This window comes from Pseudomonas machongensis (assembly GCF_034961125.1).
GTDB lineage: Bacteria > Pseudomonadota > Gammaproteobacteria > Pseudomonadales > Pseudomonadaceae > Aquipseudomonas > Aquipseudomonas machongensis.
The window spans coordinates 1-20,852 of record NZ_JAYFUI010000101.1; the positions used below are offsets into that span (position 1 = coordinate 1).

Consider the following 20,852-nt stretch of genomic DNA (forward strand, 5'->3'; position numbering starts at 1 on the left):
TCATCAATCCAACTACGACCTGTTCATCCTCGGCCAGGTGGTTCCACGGCGTACGGTCGCCATCGGCAAGAAGAGCCTGGGCTGGATTCCGTTGTTCGGCCAATTGTTCTGGCTAGGCGGCAACGTACTGGTGGACCGCAAGAATGCCTACCAGGCGCGCAAGGCGATGCGACTGACCACGCGGATCCTGCGCGACGACACCTCGATCTGGATCTTCCCCGAAGGCACACGCAATCCGACTGAACATCTGCTGGCGTTCAAGAAAGGCGCGTTCCACATGGCGGTCGAGGCCGGCGTGCCGATCGTGCCGGTATGCGTCAGCCGCTACGCCAAACGCCTGAGCCTCAACAGTTGGCGACAGCGCACGGTGATCGTCCGCTCCTTGCCACCGATCGCCACCCATGGCCTGGGGCAGCAGGACGTGCCGGCGCTGATGGAGCAATGCCGACTGCAGATGCAGCAGTGCATCGATCGTATGGAGCGGGAGTTGCCGCAGGCCTGAGCCGCCAGCTTGCTCTACGCCGCAGCACGGCCCAAGCTGTCGGGGTGTCCAACCGAAGAAGCAGGCAACCATGGGTCGAGTCGTCGCAGCGGCGGTGTACAGCGCCGGGAGAAAGGTCACCAACATCAGCCTCGACGAGGGCAGCGAATGGGCACGCAAGCCTGGGCACTTCGTCTGGATAGGCCTGGAGGAGCCCAACGCCCAGGAGCTGGCCAACCTGCAGCGCCAGTTCGGCCTGCACGAACTGGCCATCGAGGACGCGCTGGAGAAGCACAGCCGCCCCAAGCTCGAAACCTTCGGCGACGCGCTGTTCATCGTCACCTATTCGCCGGTGCGCCATGAGGGCAAGCTGGAGTTCATCGAGACCCACATCTTTGCGGGCAACGGCTACATCATCACCTGCCGCAACGGCCATTCGAAATCCTACGCCCTGGTACGTCAGCGCTGCGAAGCGCGGCCGCTGCTGCTCGAGCATGGCGAGGACTTCGTGCTCTACGCCCTGCTCGACTTCGTCACCGAAAACTACCAGCCCGTCAGCGAGGCGATCCATGGCGAGATCGAGGAGCTGGAGCAAAGCGTGCTCAGCGGCTCACTGCAAGAGCAGGACATCCGCCGCCTGCACAGCTTGCGTCGCGATATCCTGCGCCTGCGCCGCTACGTGGCGCCGATGGTGGAGATAGGCGAAGAGCTGCAGCGCCTGAGCTTTCCGTTCATCGACAAGAACATGCGCCCGTACTTTCGCGACGTGCAGATCCACGTCACGCGGCAGATGGAGGACCTTGTCGGCATCCGCGACATCGCCAGCCAGACCATCGAGATCGGCATGCTGCTGGAGTCGTCACGCCAGAGCATCGTGCAGCGCAAGTTCGCTGCGTGGGCGGCGATACTCGCCTTCCCCACGGCCATTGCCGGGATCTACGGAATGAACTTCCAGAACATGCCGGAGCTGGGCTGGCACTACGGGTACTTTGCGGTGCTGGGCGTGATCGGGGCGGGATGTGCAGGGCTGTATGCGAGCTTCAAGCGCTCGGGATGGTTGTAACGGGCTAGCTAGCGAGTCGTTCTTTTCGGGGCGGCGCCATACAAGCCCGCGAAAAGAACGACGCAGTGGCAGGCTCAGGCCGCGCTCTGCTTGCCCTTGCGCGGTTGCTGGACGAACCGCAGCATCCACTCGCCCACCAGATCGCCCTGATGCTCGGTGGCCAGGCTCGCCACCGCCTGGTGATACACCTCATCCCCCAGAACGTCCTGGCGCGCATCGAGCAGCGCACGGGAATAGTCGTGGACAAACTCCGGATGCCCCTGGAAGCACAGCACCTGGTCACCCACGTGATAGGCCGCATTCGGGCAGAAATCGCTGGAGGCGATCAGGGTTGCGCCTTCAGGCAACGCGGTCACCTGGTCCTGATGGCTGATCAGCAGGGTCAGTTCGGTCACCTCAGGGTCCATCCATGGCGCGTGGGCCGCCAGGCTGTAGCGGTGGATACCCAGACCCCAGCCGCGATCGGCGCGCTCGGCCTTGCCGCCCAGCACCAGCGCCAGCACCTGGTGACCAAAACAGACCCCCAGCAGCTTCTCGCCCCGCTCATAAAGCTTGAGCAGGTAGGCCTTGAGGGTCTGGATCCAGGGATCGGTACCGAACGAGTCGGCCTTGCTGCCGGTCACAAGGTAGGCATCGAAGGTTTCACCTTCGGGCGGATACTCGCCGTTCATCACGTTGAAGACGCGAAACTCGGCGGCGATCGGCTGACGCGAGAACAGCTGCTCGAACATCCTTCCGTAGCCCTGGTACTGCGCGGTCAACTCCGGTCGCAGGACATCGGTTTCAAGGATGCAGATGCGTAACGACATAGGGATAGTCCTGAACGACATGTGGTGGAATCTGATGTAGAGACTGACGCGAAAGACACGTACAAGCAAGAGGTGTGCACTGACGAACGGTCACCTGGCAGGCCCTGCCCCTACAGGATCCTCGATGTGTCTAGTCAGAGCATGCCAGCTAAATGGCCAATGGCCTCATAACGTTCAGAAATGCCTGTAAACACGCTTAGAACAAAGGGTTCTCAAACAAGGCCGGTGTTCGCCCTACTGTTGGGGTAGACATTCACGCAAGAGGCACGCAAGGCCTGCGTTTCATACGCCATAGTGATCGACCCGACGCAAGACAAGGAAGCCAAAGGCTATTCAGGAATAACAACAAGAAGGCGGTCCGCCATGTTCAGACAATCGAAAGTACGCCAAGCCGGACTCATACTCTTCGCCACCACGTTGCTGCTGATCCTGCCGAACCTGACACGCTTGTTCGGCTGAAGGCAGCGGTGGCATTCGCACGCTGCGCAAGGGTAATCTGCCGACCTGTCCGGGTTGGAGATCGCTCATGCGCCATTGCCTGAGTTTGCTGTTGCTGTTGGTCAGCCTGCCACTGGCGGCTGCGCAATTGACACTGGAGCTGGGCAACGGTCAACGCCAATGGCAGTCCGAGCAATTGCTCGAGCACCCGCAGGCGCGTGCGATCGACATCCCCCAGGACGTCGCCTACAAACGCCCCATGCATTACCGTGCGGTGCCGCTGGCGACCCTGCTCGAAGGGGTGAAGCCCGGCGATCACCTGCAAGCGGTGGCACTTGATGGCTTTGCCGCGGAGATGCCCGCTGCGCCGCTGCTGCAGGAAGGCCCGGCACGGGCGTGGTTGGCCGTGGAAGATCCGCGCCAGCCATGGCCAGCGCTGGCCCAGGACAAGCCCGGCGCCGGCCCGTTCTATCTGGTCTGGACCGACCCGCAGGCAAGCAACATCCGCCCCGAACAATGGCCCTACCAGATCGCCAGTATCCGTCGCCTGGCGCCGGTCGCCGAGCGCTTTCCTGCCTTGCTGCCTGCGCCCGAGCTTCCCGCGCAAGACCCGGTACGCCAGGGTTTTGCATTGTTCCAGCAGAACTGCCTGGCCTGTCATCGCCTCAACGGTGCGGGGGATGCCCAGTTCGGGCCGGACCTGAACCTGCCGCACAACCCCACCGAGTACTTCCAGCCGGGTTACCTGCGCCTGTACATTCGCGACCCGCAGAGCCTCAGGCAGTGGCCGCAGGCACGCATGCCGGGGTTCTCGAAGGATGTGTTGAGCGAGCAGGAGCTCGATGCGCTGATCGCCTACCTCGGGCACATGGCCAAGCGGCGACCTTGAGAAGAATGCGCGGGGCCGCAGCGCAGCCCCGAACGCGTCAGGCGATGAGTCTTTCCTGTTTGACGCCCCAACCCTCGACCTCGCCTCCCAGCGGTGAAATCACCGCCTCGAAGGCCTCCTCGAAAGCCCCGATCCCTCGGTAGGTGGCGTACATGACCTTGCTCAGTTCCAGGTGCCAGGCGCCGTCATCGCGCTCGTGTATCTGGGCATTGATCGACTCCCCGCGGAATTGCCCCGCGGCCCGGCGTGCCCCGACTTCGTCTGGAAAAGTGGCATAGAACTCGATGGGATGGATCTGGGTGAAGTCGAAACCACCCGCTTTCATCTGGCGAAGCACTCTGCTGCTGATGTCTTCGTTCTGGCTGCTCATGAAACGTCCTCCTGAAAAACCCAAGGGATAGACTTTCCGTGCACTACGCACCTGCCGGCAGCCCGCAAGGGGCCTGGCAGTTCGAGCTGATGCAAGACGCGAATGAAAACGGCGCCGACCCGCAGAAGACCGACGCCTCTGTCTAGCGTAGTGCCTGTGACGGCACCTTGCCAGGTGCCCGGTTCAGGGCGCTTCGTGGATGGTGGTGATGATCACGCCGTTCTGCTCCTTGAGCCACAGCGCGGTAGGGGAAGGTTTTCGGTCCTGGAAATCGTTGAGGTCCAGTTCATCCATGAGCGGAAACAGCTTGGAGCGGATGGCCCGCGCCGCATCCTCTTCACTGGGCAGGTGCTCGCTTTTGAGCAGCAGGGACTGCGGTACACCTTTCTGATCAGCAAAGATGACTTCCCACTCTTTCATTGATCGACCCTCTTGGAAGCACAACGGTGAGTGATATCCGTACTTAGCTGACCATACACAAAGGCTGATGTTCAGAGTGGCTGAGGGATGGAGATGAAGATTTCTTCAGCAAGCGATGACAGATGCCGTAAATGAAAAAGCCCGCCATCATCGGCGGGCTTCTGCTTACGGGCAAGCGTTACTCAGGCTTGCCGTGAACCACGCCGGCGGTGTTGTCCAGCAGGCTCTTGGTCGCGGTCTGGATATAGGCCTCGAGCTTCTTGAGCATCTCAGGCTGATCCGGGCTCTCGATCAATTCGGCCTTGAACTCACGCCCCAACTGGTAGCGATACATCCGCGGCGTCATGTCCTTGGACTCGATGAGGATGTGATCCCCCTGCACCAGGCCAACGATCTGCTCGCTGCCCGATGGCTTGATCATGCCCACGCCCTGGTCACCGGCAGGCAGGTTCAGCAGATCACGACCCCAGCACTGGTGACGGGTGTCGCCACCCAGGCGACCCATGATGGTCGGCACGATATCGACCTGGGTGCCAACGGTGTGGTTGACCGCACCGAACTTGTCCTGGATACCCGGTGCGATGAGCAGCAGCGGCACGTTGAAACGGCCCAGATCCAGCTCGGTGACCTGCTGATGGTTACCGAAACCATGGTCGCCGACGATCACGAACAGGGTCTCCTTGAAGTAAGGCTCCTTGCGCGCCTTCTCGAAGAACTGCCCCAACGCCCAGTCGGAGTAGCGCATGGCGGTCAGGTGCTCGTCCAGGCGGCCCTGCCCTGTGACCTTCTCCACCGGCAGGTCCTTGGGCAAGGCGTACGGGGTGTGGTTGGAGAGCGTCTGCAGCAAGGCGTAGAACGGTTTCTTGCCGTAGTTGTGGGCCAGCTCCTGGTTGGCACGGTCGAACATGTCCTGGTCCGAAACGCCCCAGGTCGGGTCGGAGAACACCGGATTGACGAAGTCGTTGCGGCCGATGAAGGTGGTCATGCCCTGGTTGCCGAAGAACCCGGACTGGTTGTCCCAGGCGAAGTCGCCGTTGTAGACGTAGACATCGTCGTAGTCACGGGCGCTGAGCAGCGCCGGCAGGCCCGAGAGCTTGTGCCCGCCCTCGGGAGTCTGCATCAGGTACTCGAAGCCCGGCAGGTTGGGGAAGCACGCCATGGTGGCGAACATGCCCTGGTGAGTGTGGGTGCCGTTGGAGAAGAAGCGATCGAACAACAGCCCTTCCTTGGCCAGCTTGTCGAAGTACGGGGTGATGTTGTTCGGGCTGCCCAGGGCGCCCACCGAGTGACCGGCGAAGCTCTCCATGAGGATCACTACCACGTTCTTGATCGGCAGGGTGTTGCCGGCCGGCGGCACGAAGTCGCGGCGGATGGCCGCCTGGTCGGCATCGACCAGTGTGTCGTTGGGGGTCAGCAGCAGGTCACGCACGCTTTGCTGGGCGACTCCGGTTTCCAGCACCGGTTTCCAGATATTGGCGCGGTCTTCGCCGAAACGGCTCTTGGCGGCGTCGATCAGCGTCAAGGTGCCGTTCAGGCCCAGCTGGTTGACGAAGTTGGAGTCGGTGGTGAAGGCATCGCCCCAGCGCATGGGTGGCCCCTGGCGCAGGGTTCCACGGGCGGCGACGACCGCCACCAGCAGGATGACCATGAACACCGCCAGGCGGCCGTACCAGGGTGCGACACGGCGCTGAGCGACGATCTGGCCGCTGCCCTGGCCACCGCGGGTCAGACGGTCGATGCCCTTGAACAGCAGGCTCAGCAGCCAGGTGCCGAACAGCCACGCCAGCAGGTAGCGAACCACCGGGAAGCCGTACCAGAGCATGCTCATGACGGTCTTGGGGTCTTCCTTGATGTACTGGAAGACCAGGCCGTTCAGGCGCTGGTGGAATTCACGATAGAAATCCAGCTCCATCAGGCCAAGGAACATCACGATGCTAGAAGTGACGGTCAGCCAGAAACGGAAGAAGCCACGCCGTGCCATGGCCCAGGGGCTGTTCAGGGCCAGCAGCAACGGAATGCTCAGGTACACCACCACCCGCAGGTCGAAGCGCAGGCCGTTGAGGAAGCCTTCGGCCACCGTGGAGTACGGGGTGTCGCCGATCATGTCGCTGTTGTAGATCAGCAGCGCCAGGCGCACCAGGCTGAGCATCAGCATGATCAGCAAGCCGCTGAGCAAGGTGTAGGCGAGGTGCGATTTGAGGGTCGGCGAGAACGGTGCCGACGCGGCCCGTTGCTTCAAGGCATCCGTGTTAGCCATGAATGGGAAGATCCTAGGATTTCGGGGTTGGGAAAGGCGCTGGACGCAGCCTCGCAGTCCTGTGCCGGACAATCGCCGGCAAGGGCCCATACATTAAATGTGCGGCGCGGAGTTTGGTTAATGCCGTGTGAAAATTTTGTCACGATGAACGGTCAGAGGCGCACGTTGCCCCGCGGACCGGCAATTGCCCAGATGATCAGGCCCAGCACCGGCAACAGCAGGATGAGCAGAATCCACAGGATCTTGATCCCTGTCTCGCTGCCGCTTTTCAGCACGTTGATGATCGCCCAGATATCCAGGGCCAGAATGACCAGCCCGACCAGGCTGTTGAAGGTAGAACCCATGCTGCAACTCCTGCGTGAACGTTCCTGTGGCTGAGCATAGCCTGCTATCGGCGCGATAGAAGGGAATCCTTGGCAGAGCTTGCAGGTCACTGGATAGACTGCTGTCATCCATCGCTTTCGAGGTTCCCATGCCACCCGCCCACAGCCACAGCGCCGCCACCCCTTCTCTCATCGATGCCTGGCGCCAGCAAGCGCTGAGTACCCCCTGGCTCAGTGCAGGCCTTGGGCTGAGCCTGCTGGCGATCGTACTCCTGCTGCTGGCCAGCCTGTGGAATGCCGTCAACGGCGATCACTCACAGAACCTGCACCTGGCGGTGCTGGGCGGGCTGTCGGGCTTTGGCGCCACGGCCCTGGGCGCGGTGTTGGCCGTGGTGCTGCGCGATGTCAGTGCGCGCAGCCAGGATGTGATGCTGGGCTTTGCTGCCGGCATGATGCTCGCCGCCAGTTCGTTCTCGCTGATCCTGCCGGGTTTGGATGCCGCACGGGAAATCACTGGCAACGGCCCCGCCGCCGCGGGCGTCGTCGTGCTGGGTATGGCTCTGGGCGTGCTGCTGATGCTCGGCCTGGACCGATTCACCCCACACGAGCACGAGAGCACAGGCCCTTGTGGGCCAGACGCCGAACGAATCAACCGAGTGTGGCTGTTCGTGCTCGCCATTACCCTGCACAACCTGCCCGAGGGCATGGCCATCGGCGTAAGTTTCACCAACGGTGACATGAGCATCGGCCTGCCGCTGACCAGCGCCATCGCGATCCAGGACATTCCCGAAGGCCTGGCCGTGGCCATGGCCCTGCGCGCCACAGGATTGTCGAACTTCAAGGCCGCGCTGGTGGCGATCGGCTCTGGCCTGATGGAGCCGCTGGGGGCAGTGATCGGCCTGGGCATCTCTACTGGCTTCGCCCTCGCCTACCCGATCAGCATGGGCCTGGCAGCGGGCGCGATGATCTTCGTGGTGTCGCACGAGGTGATTCCGGAAACTCACCGCAACGGCCACCAGACCTCGGCAACGCTGGGCCTGATGGGCGGCTTTGCGGTGATGATGTTCCTGGATACCGCGCTGGGCTGATCTGCAGGAGCCTCATGAGGGCGGCGTTCGCCGCCCCTGCAACAGGCAATCGCCGCGTCAGACGTGCACCGCGACCTTCAAGGCCTCCAACGCCGGCTCCACCTTGATGCCCAACTCGCTGCCCAGCTCCAGCACGCGCGCCAGGTCCTGCTGACCGACCATCACCATCTGCAGCTCGTCATCGAGCAACTGGCTGAAGTTCAGCAGCACATACCCGCCCGCTTCCTTGTTCAGTGCACCCATCTGCACCTGGATGCGGTTGAGCGCGGTCAGCGGCTCGGTACGTGCTAACTGCTTGGGCTTGAGGGTGAAGGGCACGCTCTTGTCGAACGAATCGCTGATCGCCTGGAACAGGTCCTGGTAGCTGTCGGCCTGGAACACCACGGTGTCCGGCAGACTGCCGAGCACCACCCATTCGCCCAGCGGGATCGGGAAACTGTCGTCGTAGTTGATGTCGGGATTGGCCGCAAGAAAAGCGGCAGGGTCGGCGTAGGCCTGGGCGGCCTCGTCGGCGATACGCTCGATGTCCACCTCGCGCAGGCAACCGGCGCCGATGAGGCTGATGAATTCGAGCAACTGGTTCTTCATGGGGGGCCCTGCTTGGCGAATGGCGAAAAAGGCGCCAAGGATACCCCCCGAGGTGTCAGCCGACCAGCGCCTGCAGGCGAGCGGCTGCTTCGCTGGCACCCATGGTCTGCGCCGCGACCAGCGCGGTAGCGCCACGCGCATCCTGGCGGGTAGGGTCGGCGCCCTGGGCCAGGAGATAGTCGAGGATTTCGCTGCGGTTGAACATCGCTGCCAGCATCAATGCCGTGCGGCCATCGACGGCTGCCGCGTCCACCGGCACCCCGTGCTCGATGAACAGCCGGATCATCGCCAGGTCGCCCTTGAAGGCAGCACCAGCAATCGGTAATTGGCCATTGTCGTTGGCGATCAAGGGGTCTGCGCCATGGGCCAGCAGCACCTTTACCGCCTCGTGATGACCATGGTAGCTCGCCAGCATCAGCAAGGTGTCGCCCTTGTGATTGCGCAGGTTAGCCGGCAAGCCACCGTCAAGCAGGCGCTCGAGCATGGCGGCATCGCCTCGGCGGGCGCGCTCGAATACTTCTTCAGCGAAGGCGGCGGATTCTTCTTCGGTCATCGCGGTGGGCTGTTGGTCGGACATCTGGAACCTCCTGGCAAGTGTGTTGGCCCAATTTTGTGTCAGGCCATCGCCGGGCAGCAAAGGTTCAGATTCTATGGGACCGAGAGGCAGGCTCTATGACCTTGCAAAATGCACTGTGCAAAATGCACGACCATGCACAATGCACGGCAATCAATTCCAAAAAACAACCTAACTTATTGTTTTTAAAGGAAATTATTTTATTTAAAAGCCTGGCACGGTCACTGCAACCATCAACTCACGTCTGCCAACCTACACGTCAGGAGTTGATATGGACCTCATCCAGGAAAAATTCGTTTCGGTCTTCCCAGCCTATCAGGTCGACACCAAGTCCCGTCCGGACGGCGGCATCCTGCTGACCCTGCGCGCCGCCGACGGCACCGTGACTCGTCGTGTGCTCTCCTATGCGCAACTGCACAGCGCCGAGCAACTGTCCTGGGCTATCAGTGCCATTCGCCGCGACCTGGCCGAGCAAGCCAGCGAACTGCCTGTTATCTCCATGCTGCAAAGCCAGCAACGTTTCGCCCTGCCGACCTATCGTTGACAGTGCCGCCCGTTTCGCGGGGCAATCCTCCTTCCACGAAGGGATTCTGTGGGAAGAGGATTGCCCCGCGATCTATTACAGCTCGCTCATCCCTGCAAACTGTCGTGCCTGTTCGTCGCCGGTCATGCGGATGCCCTGCTCGTTGCCAAACAAGCGCACGGCCAGGCAGAACGGTGTATCACCCAGATCGATCCAGCGTCGAGTCTGCGCAGGCACTACCAGCACATCGCCTTTCTCGCAAAGTAGCGCAAATACCTGCTCACCCAGACGCAGGCTGACTTGGCCTCGCCCGCTCACCATCGCGAATACCTCGACGGCGTCATGCACGTGCTCATCACGCAGGTCGACCTCGGTCGGCTGATCGCCGTCTCGGTTCAGCAGCGTCAGGGTCTGGCAACCGTGCGTGGTCATCAGCATGTCGATCAGGCCACCGGCCTCTTCGCGCACCTGGGCCTCGGCGCTGCCTGGGCGAACGCGCAGGCCGTGGTCGCGCCGTGCAAATTGCACGCCCTGCTCGGCCAGGGTGGCGGCAATGTCTTCATGGTGGGTCAGCACCTTGTTCGCCAGCTGCGGGCTGCTGGAATGAAAAACGCTGAGAATGCTCATCAGGGGCTGTTCCTGGTCTGTTGCGAACGAAGGGCAATGATAACGGCTGCAGCCAGCGCTGCGACGCTGGCCATACCAAAGGTGAACTGCGGGCCGAGCAGTTTCCAGCTGTAGCCCGAATAAAGCGCACCCAGCGCGCCACCGGTGCCGGACAGCGCCGCATACAGCGCCTGGCCCTGCCCCTGCTGGCGAGCGCCGAAGCTGGACTGGACGAAGGCGATGGAAGCGGCGTGGAAGCAGCCGAAGGTGGCTGCATGCAGCAACTGGGCGAGAATCAGCACCGCCGGAATATCGGCAAGGCTGCCCAGCAGCAGCCAGCGCAACGAGGCCAGCAAGAAGCTCACCAACAATACGCTGCGCACCGGGAAGCGCGCGAAGATCCGGCTCATCAGCATGAACATCAGCACCTCGGCGACCACCCCGAGCGCCCACAGCAGGCCAATGGCGCCGCGGCTGTAGCCCAGGTGTTCAAGGTGCAGGGTGAGGAAGGTGTAGTACGGGCCGTGGCTGAGCTGCATCAGCGCCACGCAGATATAGAACGCCAGCACGCCCGGAGCCGCCAGTTGCTTGAGAAAGCCCTCTGCCCCGCGCCGCTCGGCGTGCTCGACCGGTTGGGCATTGGGCACCCACAGGCTGGCGATGACGATGCCAGCCATGATGCTGACCATCGCCAGCGGGTAGATGTCCAGGCTCAACCATTCGAACAACCGCCCCAACCCAACCACGGTGAGGATGAAACCGATCGAGCCCCATAACCGGACCTGGCTGTAGCGCGAGGTCTGCCCGTGCAGATGCGCCAGGGTGATCACTTCGAACTGCGGCAGCACCGCATGCCAGAAGAACGCGTGCAAGGCCATGACCAGCGCCAGCCAGGCGTAGCTCTTGGCGAAGAAGATCAGGGAAAAGGTCGCCAGCGTACACAGCGCCCCCAGGCGCACGATCAGCAGACGCCGACCGCTGCGGTCACCCAGCCAGCCCCACAGGTTGGGGGCGATGCAGCGCATGAGCATGGGGATCGCCACCAGCTCGCCGATGCGCGCCGGGGAGAAGCCGAGGTGGTCGAAGTACAGGGCCAGGAAGGGTGCAGTAGCACCGAGCAAGGCGAAGTAGCAGAGGTAGAAGCTGGACAGACGCCAGTAAGGGATGGGCTGCATGGATCGGCCTTGTGGGGACCTGTACCGACCTCTTCGCGGGCAATGCTCCGCGAAGAGGCCGTGCCTGGCTAGATCAGAGCTGGCCCAGTACCGGGGTGTTGACCTTCACCTCGGCATTCTGCGCACGGTGGCGCAGCAGGTGGTCCATCAGCACGATGGCCATCATCGCCTCGGCGATCGGCGTGGCGCGAATGCCCACGCACGGGTCATGGCGCCCCTTGGTGATGACGTCAACCGGGTCCCCGTTAACGTCGATCGAGCGGCCCGGCACGGTGATGCTCGAGGTTGGCTTGAGTGCCAGGTGGGCAACGATCGGCTGACCCGACGAAATACCCCCGAGAATGCCGCCGGCGTTATTGCTGAGGAAGCCTTCTGGCGTGAGCTCGTCGCGGTGCTCGCTGCCGCGCTGGGCGATGCTGGCGAACCCGGCACCGATCTCCACGCCCTTGACCGCGTTGATGCTCATCAGCGCGTGGGCCAGTTCGGCGTCGAGGCGGTCGAAGATCGGCTCGCCCAGGCCCGGCATCACGCCCTCGGCGACCACGGTGATCTTCGCGCCAACCGAATCCTGGTCACGGCGCAGTTGATCCATGTAGGTCTCAAGCTCAGGGACTTTGTCCGGGTCGGGGCTGAAGAAGGCATTCTGCTCGACGCTGTCCCAGGTCTTGAAGGGGATTTCGATCGGGCCCAACTGGCTCATGTAGCCGCGCACGCGAATGCCCTGGGTGGCCAGGAACTTCTTGGCGATGGCACCAGCCGCCACGCGCATGGCGGTTTCACGGGCCGAGCTGCGGCCACCGCCGCGGTAATCACGGATGCCGTACTTGTGGTGATAGGTGTAGTCGGCGTGGGCCGGGCGGAACAGGTCCTTGATGGCCGAGTAGTCCTTGGACTTCTGGTCGGTGTTGCGGATCAGCAGGCCAATCGAGCAACCGGTGGTACGACCTTCGAACACCCCGGAGAGGATTTCGACTTCGTCGGCTTCCTGACGCTGGGTGGTGTGCCGACTGGTACCGGGCTTGCGACGATCCAGGTCGTGCTGCAGGTCGGCCAGCGAAATTTCCAGGCCCGGCGGGCAGCCGTCGACGATGGCGACCAGCGCGGGGCCATGGCTTTCGCCTGCGGTGGTGACGGTGAACAGCTTGCCGTAGGTATTGCCGGACATGGACGCTCCGCGAAAATCAGCCTGAACTTGAAAGAGGCCGCCAGTATACGGAAAGCCGCAGCTTTGCGAAAAAAATCGCGAGAACCTTCGTTCGCACCCCAGGTCAAATCGAACATCTCCCCATGCAGTATCCGAAGATGCGCATCGTCGCCCTGCTCCTGCTGTTGTTCACAAGCCTGGCCCAGGCCGCCGCCCCTACCGTGCTCAAGCATCCCATCGACCTCGACACCGGCCATGGCGTGCTGCACGGCAGCCTGCTGTTGCCGCTGCAGGACACACCGCCGCCGGTGGCGCTGATCATCGCCGGCTCCGGCCCCACCGACCGCGACGGCAACAACCCCGCATCCGGGCGCATCGACAACCTCAAGCGCCTGGCCCAACTGCTCGCCAACGAGCACATCGCCAGTGTGCGCTACGACAAGCGCGGGGTCGCCGCCAGCCAGCCGGCGGCGCCCGACGAACGCGACCTGAGCGTCGAAGGTTATGTCGCCGATGTCGTGGCCTGGGCGCACAAGCTGCAAGCCGACCCACGCTTCGGCCCGGTGATCCTGATCGGCCACAGCGAAGGCGCGCTGATCGCCAGCCTCGCCGCCAATCAAGCCGGCGCCAGCGCGGTGATCACGCTGGCCGGCAGCGGCCGCCCCATTGCCGATGTGCTGCGTGAACAACTGGCCCAGCGCCTGTCGCCGGCGCAACTGGCCCGCGGCAACAGCCTGCTCGACCGCCTGCAGGCTGGCCAGACCAGCCTGGATGTGCCCACGCCCTTGCGCGAGGTGTTTCGACCGACGGTGCAGCCCTACCTGATCTCACTGTTCCGCCAGGACCCGGCCAAGGCCTTCTCGCGTTTGCAGGTACCGGCACTAATCGTCCAGGGCCGCAACGACGTGCAGGTCGAGGTCGACGACGCCGAGCGCCTGAAAGCCGCCAAACCGGACGCCGAGCTGGTGCTGATCGATGGCATGAACCATATGCTGCGCATCAGCCCGCGAGCGATGAGCGAGCAGCGCGACAGTTACAGCAATCCTGACCTTCCCCTGGCCCACGAGCTGGGCGAGCGGATCGTCGCCTTCATCCACCGCTTGCAGTCCGCCTGACACTTTTACCCCTCAGGTCTTGCCCGGTGCTGCCGATAATGCATGGCAAGAGGCGGTGATGCCAAAGAGCCTTATCGTGCAGCAAGCGTTGCGCGCACAGGTATGGCATCACCCGGCCCGTGCACTTGAGGATTGCCCTGATGACCGATGCACCCGCCGCCGAGGCGATCGAAGAACAACCACCGGAAAGCGCGCCGCTGCCCTGGGCGGACCTGGCCGCCGAGCACTTTCAGCTGCTGCGCCTGGCGCCGCTGCCCACCGACCGCAACAGCGGCGCGCGACCGCTGCGTTTCGTGCAGTTCGGCTACGCCGAGCGCCACGACAAGGCCAACAGCCTGCTGCGCATGGAAATCCTGCTGCCAGGCCAGAAGGTACGCAAGGAGCAGAACCGCCTCGACGTGCGGGTCGACCATGAACAGCGTGTCGTGCGCATCGGTGACGACGCCGGCCTGCAACTGGAGCCACTCAACCGCGGCCTTGGCCGCTACGTGCTGGCCCAGGCCGTGCAATGGCTGCAGCGCAAATGGTCGCACTACCAGGTCGAGGGCATGGCCCTGCCCAGCAAGGATGCCCTCAACGAAGACTCGCGCCTGCGTCGCGACCACGTGCTGCGCAGCGTAGGGCTGGAGGTGGAGTATGCCGACGGCCAGATGCTCAAGGCCCGAACCGTCGAAACGGCGGTCGGCCAGCTCAAGAGCGCCTGGAGCAACGAGAAGGTGCAGCGCGTCGACATGCTCGAAGCGGCGACCATGCTGCAACAGGCAGAGCAGAAACTGCAGGAGAAGGAAGCGCAACTGCGCGAGCGCGACGAGCGTGTGGCCAAGTACCGCCGCGAGGACAGCGGCCTGCGCTTCACCATCACCTGCCTGGTCGCCTTTGCGGTGTTCCAGGCCGGCCTGCTGATCTGGATTGCCACTCGCTGACGCCCGATCGCGGGGGCATGCCCCGCGACCGAAGCCTCAAACCCGCGAAGCAAACAGCTCCTGGTGGTCCCGGCATTGCTGCGCCGTCAGCATGAACACGCCGTGGCCACCGCGCTCGAACTCCAGCCAGGCGAAGTCCACCTCCGGGTAGAGGGCTTCGACATGGACCTGGCTGTTGCCCACCTCGACAATCAACAAGCCCTTCTCGGTCAGGTGATCAGCGGCCTCGGCAAGCATGCGTCGCACCAGGTCCAGACCGTCGTTGCCGCAGGCCAGGCCAAGCTCGGGCTCGTGGTGGTACTCGGTGGGCATGTCGGCGAAATCCTCGGCGTCGACATAGGGCGGATTGGACAGGATCAGGTCGAAACGCTGGCCCGGCAGCCCGGCAAAACCATCGCCCTGCACGGTGAATACACGCTGGTCGAGGCCGTGGCGCTCGATATTCTGATTGGCCACTTCGAGCGCGTCGAAGGACAGGTCGGCCAGTACCACCTCGGCCTCCTGGAACACATCGGCGGCAACGATTCCGATGCAGCCGGAGCCGGTGCACAGGTCGAGGATCCGCGCCGGCTCGCTGGCCAGCCACGGTTCGAAGCGCTTCTCGATCAGTTCGCCGATCGGGGAACGTGGTATCAGAACCCGCTCGTCGACGATGAACGACATGCCGCAGAACCACGCCTCACCCAGCAGGTAGGCAGTCGGCACCCGCTCCTCGATGCGTCGCTTGAGCAAGTGCTGCAGACGCACCCGTTCGTCATCCTCCAACTGGCAGTCCAGGTAGCTGTCGGCCACCTCCCAAGGCAAATGCACGGCACCGAGCACCAAGAGGCGGGCCTCGTCCCAGGCGTTGTCGGCGCCATGACCGAAGAACAGCTCGTGCTCATGGAAGCGGCTGACCGCCCAGCGGATGTGGTCGCGCAGGGTGCGCAGGCGGGATGTGATCACGGAGTACTCCTTTTCAGACTGTGCGAAAGTCTAACAGCCCCCCGGCTGAAATGTTCCACCGGTTCCCGTTCGGATAGCCACAGGCCAGTAACCATGCCGTCTGCGTTGTCAACCATTCACATTGGCGCCGAGGCAAGGGAGAATAGAGGGATAAAAGCCCTTCCAAGGAGCCCTTGATGTCCGTTCCAACCACGATGTTCCGCCTCACCGGCCGCGATTACCCGCCGGCCAGGCTGAGCCAAGCCAGCCTGATCGTCATCGACGCGCAAAAGGAGTACCTGAGCGGTCCACTGGCGCTGTCGGGCATGGACGAGGCCGTGGCGAACATTGCCAAGTTGCTCGAGGCTGCCCGCAAGGCCGGCCGCCCGATTATCCATGTCCGCCACCTCGGCACCGTCGGTGGCCGCTTCGACCCGCAGGGTGCGGCTGGCGAATTCATTCCGGGCCTCGAGCCGCAAGGCGACGAAATCGTCATCGAAAAGCGCATGCCCAACGCGTTCAAGAACACCAAGCTGCACGAGACGCTGCAGCAGCTTGGCCACCTGGACCTGATCGTCTGCGGTTTCATGAGCCACTCCAGCGTCAGCACCACGGTGCGCCGTGCCAAGGACTATGGTTATCGCTGCACCCTGGTGGAAGACGCCTCGGCCACCCGTGACCTGGCGCTCAAGGATACGGTCATTCCGGCCGCGCAGATCCACCAGTGCGAGATGGCCGTGATGGCCGACAACTTTGCCTGTGTCGCCCCGACCGCCAGCCTGATCTGACCGCGCAACCGCCCGGCAGCCGGGCGGAACCCGACGGGCGAGCACAGGTCTGATTCCGGATACCTACAGAGGAACACGGAATGAAGCTCAAAGGCAGTTTCGATGCCAAGCGCCTGCGCCCGCGCGAGCCGGGCAACTGGGGCGCGCGCCTGGCTGCCGGCCTGTCCGCCCTGCTCGCCACCCTGGGCATCCTCCTGGCCATGGCCGGTTTCGCCGGACTACTGGGCAACTACCAGGCCCTGGCCGAACTCAATGCCAACCGCCCCTTGTCGGCCATTCTCACGGTGATCGGGCTGCTGATGCTGTACCTGGGGGTGCGCTTCTGGCGGCGCAGCCGCATTCGCCTGCGCCGAGGGCGGGAGCTGAACCTGTCGCCGCACTTGATGAAAAAGCATGATTGAGCGTTGACCAGCGCGCTGCTGACGACGCAGGGCCGTTCGCGTAGAATACGCCGCCCACGTGGAGGCACACATGCAAGACGACGACTTTTCCCTCTTCCGCAGCGAGGTGCGTGGCGTCAAGCCCATCGCATACGACCGCGCCGAAGTCGGCAAGCCCAAGGCCGACCGCAAGCAGCTGGCCGGCCTGCGCCAGGCCGCTACCGTGCGCAGCGACCAGCCGCTGGTGGTCGATGGCATGTCGGACCAGTTCGTCATCGACGTTGGCGCTGAAGACGAACTGATGTGGCGCCGCGACGGCGTGCAGGAAAGCCAGATTCGCAAGCTCAAGCTCGGCCAGATCGCCTTCGAGGGCAGCCTCGACCTGCACGGCATGACCGTTGAACGCGCGCGCGAAACGCTCTGGGACTTCATCGCCGAAGCCACCAAGCTGGAAGTGCGCTGCGTGCGGGTCACCCATGGCAAGGCTGCGCGCATCGACGGCAAGCGCCCTATGATCAAGAGCCACGTCAACACCTGGCTGCGCCAGCACCCGCAAGTGCTCGGTTTCGTCTCTTGCCAGGCCCGTCATGGCGGCACCGGCGCCTTGTACGTGATGCTCAAGCGGACCATGCTCGACGGTCGCGACGAATGACATCACGCTTGCAGCGCCGCGTTTGCCGCCGTAACCTTCGTTTTTGCGTTTTTTCCCACAGGTAGATCCATGTCCCTGGAACAGAACTACACCGAGATCCTCAGCCAGATCGGCGAGGACGTCTCCCGTGAGGGCCTGCTCGACACGCCCAAGCGGGCCGCAAAGGCCATGAAGTACCTTTGCCGCGGTTATGAACAAACCCTGGAAGAAGTCACCAACGGTGCGCTGTTCACTTCGGACAACAGCGAGATGGTGCTGGTCCGGGACATCGAGCTCTATTCGATGTGCGAACACCACATGCTGCCGTTCATCGGCAAGGCCCATGTGGCCTACCTGCCCAAGGGCAAGGTGCTGGGGTTGTCCAAGGTGGCACGGATCGTCGACATGTACGCACGTCGCCTGCAGATCCAGGAAAACCTCAGCCGCCAGATCGCCGAGGCCGTGGAGAAGGTTACCGGCGCCGCAGGCGTTGCGGTGGTCATCGAGGCCAAGCACATGTGCATGATGATGCGCGGTGTCGAGAAACAGAATTCGAGCATGATCACTTCGGTGATGCTTGGCGAGTTCCGCGAGAACGCCGCCACCCGCAGTGAATTCCTCAGTCTGATCAAGTGATCGGACTCTGCGCGAAGCCGACCCCTCGGGGTCGGCTTTTTATTTTCCGTTGTGCACCACAGATCAGGAGTTGCCCATGATCGTCAAAGCCCTGCGAGTCGGCCTCGGCCAGCTCATCGTGTTCGGCGACTGGATCAGCCGCCCGGCCAAGCGCAAGCGCGACGCCGCCGCCCAGGCCAAGGTCGAGCAGCAGGCCAAGGGGCTGGCGCTGTACCAGTTCCATGCCTGCCCGTTCTGCGTCAAGACCCGCCGCGCCCTCCACCGCCTCAACGTGCCGGTGGCACTGCGCGATGCGAAGAACGACCCGCAACACCGCCAGGCACTGCAGGAAGGCGGCGGCCGGGTAAAGGTGCCGTGCCTGCGTATCGAAGAGGATGGCAAGGTGACCTGGATGTATGAGTCCAAGGACATCATTGGCTATCTGGAAAAGCGCTTCGGGTCGGTCTGAGCCTGGCGCAGTCACAAGGACTGCGCCGCTGCCAAGCCGATCAATCCACCATCGGCACATGCCGCGGATGGCTGGCAACCCGCTCAAGCCAAGCCCTCACCCCCGGATACTCGGCCAGGTCGAAGCCACCCTGTTGCGCCACGTGGGTGTAGGCATACAACGCCACATCGGCGATCGAGTACTGCTCGCCCACCAGGTACGGCGTCATCTGCAACTGGCGCTCCATCACCTTGAGGGCCTTGTAGCCGCCCTTGTGCAACTTGCGGTACTCCTCGAGGCGCTCATCCGGCAATCCCAGGTAGAACTGGATGAAACGCGCCACGGCAATGTAAGGCTCGTGGCTGTACTGCTCGAAGAACTGCCATTGCAGCACCTGGGTGCGCAAGCGCGGCTCGGTCGGCAGGAACTCGCTGCCGTCGGCGAGGAAGTTGAGGATCGCGTTGGACTCCCACAGGCAGGTACCGTCTTCGAGCTCCAGCACCGGCACCTTGCCATTGGGGTTTCTGGCCAGGAACTCGGGGGTCTCGGTCTCGCCTTTGAGAATGTCGACCGAGTGCCACTCATAGGGGCGCCCCAGAAGATTCAGCATCAACTTGATCTTGTAGCAGTTGCCCGACTGGTAATCCCCATAAACCTTGTACATCGCCCCTCCCCTCCTGTGCAGTTGCAGGTCAGCGCCCAATAGTTGGGGACTGTACGGCTAAATGCAATGACTGCTGTATGGCAAGCTTCCGATTCGCCCGCGTTAGTCTGAAAAAACTGCTTACATGAACAAGGAATGCCCCATGACCGACGCCACTTCCACGCGTCTGCGCCCACTGGCGGACAGCGCCCCATCGGCGGTGGTCGCCGGTTTCATCGCCATGCTGACCGGCTACACCAGTTCCCTGGTGCTGATGTTCCAGGCTGGCCAGGCCGCCGGGTTGACCACCGCGCAGATTTCCTCGTGGATATGGGCCCTGTCGATCGGCATGGCGGTGTGCAGCATCGGCCTGTCGCTGCGCTATCGCACCCCGATCACCGTGGCCTGGTCGACGCCGGGCGCCGCGTTGCTGATCACCAGCCTTGGCGGTGTCAGCTATGGCGAAGCCATCGGCGCCTACATTACCTGCGCCGTGCTGGTGCTGGTCTGCGGCTTGACCGGCAGTTTCGAGCGCCTGGTGCGGCGTATTCCGGCGTCGCTGGCGTCGGCCTTGCTGGCAGGGATCCTGTTCAAGATCGGCAGTGAAATCTTCGTCGCCGCCCAGCATCGCACCCTGCTGGTACTGGGCATGTTCTTCAGCTACCTGCTGGTCAAGCGCCTGTCACCGCGCTATTGCGTACTGGCCGCGCTGGTGGTCGGCACGACGCTGTCCGGCATCCTGGGGCTGCTGGACTTCAGCCACTTCAACCTGGAGGTGGCAAAACCGGTCTGGACCACGCCGAGCTTCTCGTTGGCAGCGACCATCAGCATCGGCATCCCGCTGTTCGTGGTGGCGATGACTTCGCAGAACATGCCCGGAGTTGCCGTGCTGCGCGCCGACGGCTACCAGGTGCCGGCCTCACCGCTGATCTCGGCGACCGGCTTCGCCTCGCTGCTGCTGGCCCCCTTCGGTTCGCACGGGGTCAACCTGGCGGCCATCAGCGCGGCGATCTGCACCGGCCCGCACGCCCATGAAGACCCGGCCAAGCGCTATACCGCGGCGGTCTGGTGCGGAATCTTCTATGGTATCGCCGGGGTGTTCGGCGCGACCTTGGCGGCGCTGTTCGCGGCGCTACCAAAGGAGCTGGTGCTGTCGATTGCGGCGCTGGCGCTGTTCGGCTCGATCATGAACGGGTTGACCGTGGCGATGAGCGAAGCGCGGGAGCGTGAGGCGGCGCTGATCACCTTCATGGTGACGGCCTCGGGGCTGACGCTGTTTTCGATCGGTTCGGCGTTCTGGGGAATCGTGGCGGGGGTGATTACCTTGCTGATCCTGAGTCCGCGCAAGGGGTAAAGGTTATTGGTTGCCTGTACCGACCTCTTCGCGGGCAAGCCCGCTCCCACAGAGGTCCAGCAATATTGAAGGCTGCGCCGTACCTGTGGGAGCAACTGTCTTGCTCAAAATCTAAAGACCAGCCCAATCCCTGTGGGAGCGGGCTTGTCCCGCGAACACGGGCGTAGCCCGTGCCAGGCAGCGCGGTGTCTTTTTCGCGGGTAAACCCGCTCCCACACGTACGGCGTTCGAATTTACGCCGGTGTTGCGCTCTTGCACTGAGGCAACTCCACATCCTGCCAGG

The 20,852-nt window shown here is 63.2% G+C and carries 25 protein-coding genes; 13 read left to right on the forward strand and 12 right to left on the reverse strand.

From position 1 onward, the window contains the following. The coding region (locus VA602_RS11080) for a lysophospholipid acyltransferase family protein (protein WP_323453231.1) at nt 1-502 on the forward strand (502 nt) is incomplete at its 5' end. Nucleotides 503-572: 70 nt separating this feature from the next. Then, nucleotides 573-1,544: a magnesium and cobalt transport protein CorA gene (locus VA602_RS11085; RefSeq protein WP_054891973.1), complete on the forward strand. Its 972-nt coding sequence runs from the start codon at nt 573-575 to the stop codon at nt 1,542-1,544. Nucleotides 1,545-1,618: 74 nt separating this feature from the next. Here the strand turns inward: VA602_RS11085 and VA602_RS11090 are convergent, their stop codons facing one another. Continuing rightward, on the reverse strand, nt 1,619-2,353 hold the full coding sequence (locus VA602_RS11090; protein ID WP_200603770.1) for an amidotransferase: 735 nt from the start codon (nt 2,351-2,353) through the stop codon (nt 1,619-1,621). Nucleotides 2,354-2,879: 526 nt separating this feature from the next. Here VA602_RS11090 and VA602_RS11095 point away from each other — a divergent pair. Then, nucleotides 2,880-3,680: a cytochrome c gene (locus tag VA602_RS11095; RefSeq protein ID WP_323453232.1), complete on the forward strand. Its 801-nt coding sequence runs from the start codon at nt 2,880-2,882 to the stop codon at nt 3,678-3,680. Between the two features lie 37 nt (nt 3,681-3,717). Here VA602_RS11095 and VA602_RS11100 read toward each other — a convergent pair whose 3' ends face one another. From VA602_RS11100 to VA602_RS11115, 4 genes are all read right to left on the reverse strand, one after another. After that, nucleotides 3,718-4,050, reverse strand: a complete 333-nt coding sequence (locus VA602_RS11100; protein ID WP_323453233.1) for a ribonuclease E inhibitor RraB — start codon at nt 4,048-4,050, stop codon at nt 3,718-3,720. A 183-nt stretch (nt 4,051-4,233) separates the two neighbouring features. Next, nucleotides 4,234-4,470, reverse strand: coding sequence for a hypothetical protein (locus tag VA602_RS11105; protein ID WP_125931685.1), 237 nt, complete (start codon nt 4,468-4,470; stop codon nt 4,234-4,236). A gap of 178 nt (nt 4,471-4,648) precedes the next feature. Then, the gene (locus tag VA602_RS11110) at nt 4,649-6,727 is read right to left on the reverse strand and encodes an LTA synthase family protein (protein WP_323453234.1); all 2,079 of its coding nucleotides are present in this window, start codon (nt 6,725-6,727) and stop codon (nt 4,649-4,651) included. Between the two features lie 152 nt (nt 6,728-6,879). Beyond that, the gene (locus VA602_RS11115; RefSeq protein ID WP_054891979.1) at nt 6,880-7,071 is read right to left on the reverse strand and encodes a PLDc N-terminal domain-containing protein; all 192 of its coding nucleotides are present in this window, start codon (nt 7,069-7,071) and stop codon (nt 6,880-6,882) included. Nucleotides 7,072-7,199: 128 nt separating this feature from the next. Here VA602_RS11115 and VA602_RS11120 point away from each other — a divergent pair, with 128 nt between their 5' ends. Beyond that, the gene (locus VA602_RS11120; protein ID WP_323453235.1) at nt 7,200-8,138 is read left to right on the forward strand and encodes a ZIP family metal transporter; all 939 of its coding nucleotides are present in this window, start codon (nt 7,200-7,202) and stop codon (nt 8,136-8,138) included. A gap of 57 nt (nt 8,139-8,195) precedes the next feature. Here VA602_RS11120 and VA602_RS11125 read toward each other — a convergent pair whose 3' ends face one another. Together VA602_RS11125 and VA602_RS11130 are read right to left on the reverse strand one after the other, a co-directional pair. Further along, nucleotides 8,196-8,726, reverse strand: a complete 531-nt coding sequence (locus tag VA602_RS11125) for a hypothetical protein (RefSeq protein ID WP_323453236.1) — start codon at nt 8,724-8,726, stop codon at nt 8,196-8,198. 55 nt (nt 8,727-8,781) lie between these two features. Then, the gene (locus VA602_RS11130; protein WP_054891982.1) at nt 8,782-9,303 is read right to left on the reverse strand and encodes an ankyrin repeat domain-containing protein; all 522 of its coding nucleotides are present in this window, start codon (nt 9,301-9,303) and stop codon (nt 8,782-8,784) included. 268 nt (nt 9,304-9,571) lie between these two features. On the opposite strand from VA602_RS11130, the gene VA602_RS11135 reads away from it, so the two are divergent. Then, complete coding sequence (locus VA602_RS11135) at nt 9,572-9,844, forward strand: DUF3509 domain-containing protein (RefSeq protein WP_054891983.1); 273 nt, start codon at nt 9,572-9,574, stop codon at nt 9,842-9,844. Between the two features lie 75 nt (nt 9,845-9,919). On the opposite strand, the gene VA602_RS11140 is transcribed toward VA602_RS11135, so the two are convergent. The 3 genes from VA602_RS11140 to aroC all read right to left on the reverse strand — a co-directional run bounded on the left by VA602_RS11140 (nt 9,920) and on the right by aroC (nt 12,769). Next, entirely contained in the window at nt 9,920-10,450 is a 531-nt protein-coding gene (locus VA602_RS11140; RefSeq protein WP_323453237.1) for an oxidase, read from the reverse strand. Further along, a complete protein-coding gene (locus VA602_RS11145) occupies nt 10,450-11,604 on the reverse strand; it encodes an MFS transporter (protein WP_323453238.1) in 1,155 nt (384 codons plus the stop codon). The genes VA602_RS11140 and VA602_RS11145 overlap by 1 nt, the downstream gene beginning before the upstream one ends. 73 nt (nt 11,605-11,677) lie before the next feature. After that, a complete protein-coding gene (aroC, locus tag VA602_RS11150) occupies nt 11,678-12,769 on the reverse strand; it encodes a chorismate synthase (protein ID WP_112898906.1) in 1,092 nt (363 codons plus the stop codon). Nucleotides 12,770-12,891: 122 nt separating this feature from the next. Between aroC and VA602_RS11155 the strand changes: the two genes are divergently transcribed. Both VA602_RS11155 and VA602_RS11160 read left to right on the forward strand, forming a co-directional pair. Further along, nucleotides 12,892-13,863, forward strand: coding sequence for an alpha/beta hydrolase (locus tag VA602_RS11155; RefSeq protein WP_226938337.1), 972 nt, complete (start codon nt 12,892-12,894; stop codon nt 13,861-13,863). 140 nt (nt 13,864-14,003) lie between these two features. After that, nucleotides 14,004-14,786: a hypothetical protein gene (locus tag VA602_RS11160; RefSeq protein ID WP_054891987.1), complete on the forward strand. Its 783-nt coding sequence runs from the start codon at nt 14,004-14,006 to the stop codon at nt 14,784-14,786. A 36-nt stretch (nt 14,787-14,822) separates the two neighbouring features. Here the strand turns inward: VA602_RS11160 and prmB are convergent, their stop codons facing one another. Beyond that, on the reverse strand, nt 14,823-15,731 hold the full coding sequence (gene prmB / locus VA602_RS11165) for a 50S ribosomal protein L3 N(5)-glutamine methyltransferase (RefSeq protein WP_065862117.1): 909 nt from the start codon (nt 15,729-15,731) through the stop codon (nt 14,823-14,825). Between the two features lie 176 nt (nt 15,732-15,907). Between prmB and VA602_RS11170 the strand changes: the two genes are divergently transcribed. The 5 genes from VA602_RS11170 (at nt 15,908) to VA602_RS11190 (ending at nt 18,593) form a co-directional block, all read left to right on the forward strand. Then, complete coding sequence (locus tag VA602_RS11170) at nt 15,908-16,498, forward strand: cysteine hydrolase family protein (RefSeq protein WP_065862118.1); 591 nt, start codon at nt 15,908-15,910, stop codon at nt 16,496-16,498. A gap of 80 nt (nt 16,499-16,578) precedes the next feature. Next, nucleotides 16,579-16,899, forward strand: coding sequence for a hypothetical protein (locus VA602_RS11175; RefSeq protein WP_054891990.1), 321 nt, complete (start codon nt 16,579-16,581; stop codon nt 16,897-16,899). 70 nt (nt 16,900-16,969) lie between these two features. Continuing rightward, nucleotides 16,970-17,530, forward strand: coding sequence for a Smr/MutS family protein (locus tag VA602_RS11180; RefSeq protein ID WP_323453239.1), 561 nt, complete (start codon nt 16,970-16,972; stop codon nt 17,528-17,530). 69 nt (nt 17,531-17,599) lie between these two features. Continuing rightward, on the forward strand, nt 17,600-18,145 hold the full coding sequence (folE, locus tag VA602_RS11185) for a GTP cyclohydrolase I FolE (RefSeq protein WP_054891992.1): 546 nt from the start codon (nt 17,600-17,602) through the stop codon (nt 18,143-18,145). A gap of 76 nt (nt 18,146-18,221) precedes the next feature. Then, nucleotides 18,222-18,593, forward strand: a complete 372-nt coding sequence (locus VA602_RS11190) for a glutaredoxin family protein (protein ID WP_153774636.1) — start codon at nt 18,222-18,224, stop codon at nt 18,591-18,593. A 40-nt stretch (nt 18,594-18,633) separates the two neighbouring features. On the opposite strand, the gene VA602_RS11195 is transcribed toward VA602_RS11190, so the two are convergent. Then, complete coding sequence (locus tag VA602_RS11195) at nt 18,634-19,236, reverse strand: glutathione S-transferase family protein (RefSeq protein WP_063545748.1); 603 nt, start codon at nt 19,234-19,236, stop codon at nt 18,634-18,636. 142 nt (nt 19,237-19,378) lie between these two features. Between VA602_RS11195 and VA602_RS11200 the strand changes: the two genes are divergently transcribed. Continuing rightward, a complete protein-coding gene (locus VA602_RS11200) occupies nt 19,379-20,569 on the forward strand; it encodes a benzoate/H(+) symporter BenE family transporter (protein ID WP_063545749.1) in 1,191 nt (396 codons plus the stop codon). Nucleotides 20,570-20,852 lie beyond the last annotated feature (283 nt).

What these genes read in the sequence shown, in the direction of transcription:
- VA602_RS11085 (WP_054891973.1), top strand. Translation starts at nt 573, where the DNA reads ATGGGTCGAGTCGTCGCAGCGGCGGTGTACAGCGCCGGGAGAAAGGTC.
- VA602_RS11090 (WP_200603770.1), bottom strand. Translation starts at nt 2,353, where the DNA reads ATGTCGTTACGCATCTGCATCCTTGAAACCGATGTCCTGCGACCGGAG.
- VA602_RS11095 (WP_323453232.1), top strand. Translation starts at nt 2,880, where the DNA reads ATGCGCCATTGCCTGAGTTTGCTGTTGCTGTTGGTCAGCCTGCCACTG.
- VA602_RS11100 (WP_323453233.1), bottom strand. Translation starts at nt 4,050, where the DNA reads ATGAGCAGCCAGAACGAAGACATCAGCAGCAGAGTGCTTCGCCAGATG.
- VA602_RS11105 (WP_125931685.1), bottom strand. Translation starts at nt 4,470, where the DNA reads ATGAAAGAGTGGGAAGTCATCTTTGCTGATCAGAAAGGTGTACCGCAG.
- VA602_RS11110 (WP_323453234.1), bottom strand. Translation starts at nt 6,727, where the DNA reads ATGGCTAACACGGATGCCTTGAAGCAACGGGCCGCGTCGGCACCGTTC.
- VA602_RS11115 (WP_054891979.1), bottom strand. Translation starts at nt 7,071, where the DNA reads ATGGGTTCTACCTTCAACAGCCTGGTCGGGCTGGTCATTCTGGCCCTG.
- VA602_RS11120 (WP_323453235.1), top strand. Translation starts at nt 7,200, where the DNA reads ATGCCACCCGCCCACAGCCACAGCGCCGCCACCCCTTCTCTCATCGAT.
- VA602_RS11125 (WP_323453236.1), bottom strand. Translation starts at nt 8,726, where the DNA reads ATGAAGAACCAGTTGCTCGAATTCATCAGCCTCATCGGCGCCGGTTGC.
- VA602_RS11130 (WP_054891982.1), bottom strand. Translation starts at nt 9,303, where the DNA reads ATGTCCGACCAACAGCCCACCGCGATGACCGAAGAAGAATCCGCCGCC.
- VA602_RS11135 (WP_054891983.1), top strand. Translation starts at nt 9,572, where the DNA reads ATGGACCTCATCCAGGAAAAATTCGTTTCGGTCTTCCCAGCCTATCAG.
- VA602_RS11140 (WP_323453237.1), bottom strand. Translation starts at nt 10,450, where the DNA reads ATGAGCATTCTCAGCGTTTTTCATTCCAGCAGCCCGCAGCTGGCGAAC.
- VA602_RS11145 (WP_323453238.1), bottom strand. Translation starts at nt 11,604, where the DNA reads ATGCAGCCCATCCCTTACTGGCGTCTGTCCAGCTTCTACCTCTGCTAC.
- aroC (WP_112898906.1), bottom strand. Translation starts at nt 12,769, where the DNA reads ATGTCCGGCAATACCTACGGCAAGCTGTTCACCGTCACCACCGCAGGC.
- VA602_RS11155 (WP_226938337.1), top strand. Translation starts at nt 12,892, where the DNA reads ATGCAGTATCCGAAGATGCGCATCGTCGCCCTGCTCCTGCTGTTGTTC.
- VA602_RS11160 (WP_054891987.1), top strand. Translation starts at nt 14,004, where the DNA reads ATGACCGATGCACCCGCCGCCGAGGCGATCGAAGAACAACCACCGGAA.
- VA602_RS11170 (WP_065862118.1), top strand. Translation starts at nt 15,908, where the DNA reads ATGTCCGTTCCAACCACGATGTTCCGCCTCACCGGCCGCGATTACCCG.
- VA602_RS11175 (WP_054891990.1), top strand. Translation starts at nt 16,579, where the DNA reads ATGAAGCTCAAAGGCAGTTTCGATGCCAAGCGCCTGCGCCCGCGCGAG.
- VA602_RS11180 (WP_323453239.1), top strand. Translation starts at nt 16,970, where the DNA reads ATGCAAGACGACGACTTTTCCCTCTTCCGCAGCGAGGTGCGTGGCGTC.
- folE (WP_054891992.1), top strand. Translation starts at nt 17,600, where the DNA reads ATGTCCCTGGAACAGAACTACACCGAGATCCTCAGCCAGATCGGCGAG.
- VA602_RS11190 (WP_153774636.1), top strand. Translation starts at nt 18,222, where the DNA reads ATGATCGTCAAAGCCCTGCGAGTCGGCCTCGGCCAGCTCATCGTGTTC.
- VA602_RS11195 (WP_063545748.1), bottom strand. Translation starts at nt 19,236, where the DNA reads ATGTACAAGGTTTATGGGGATTACCAGTCGGGCAACTGCTACAAGATC.
- VA602_RS11200 (WP_063545749.1), top strand. Translation starts at nt 19,379, where the DNA reads ATGACCGACGCCACTTCCACGCGTCTGCGCCCACTGGCGGACAGCGCC.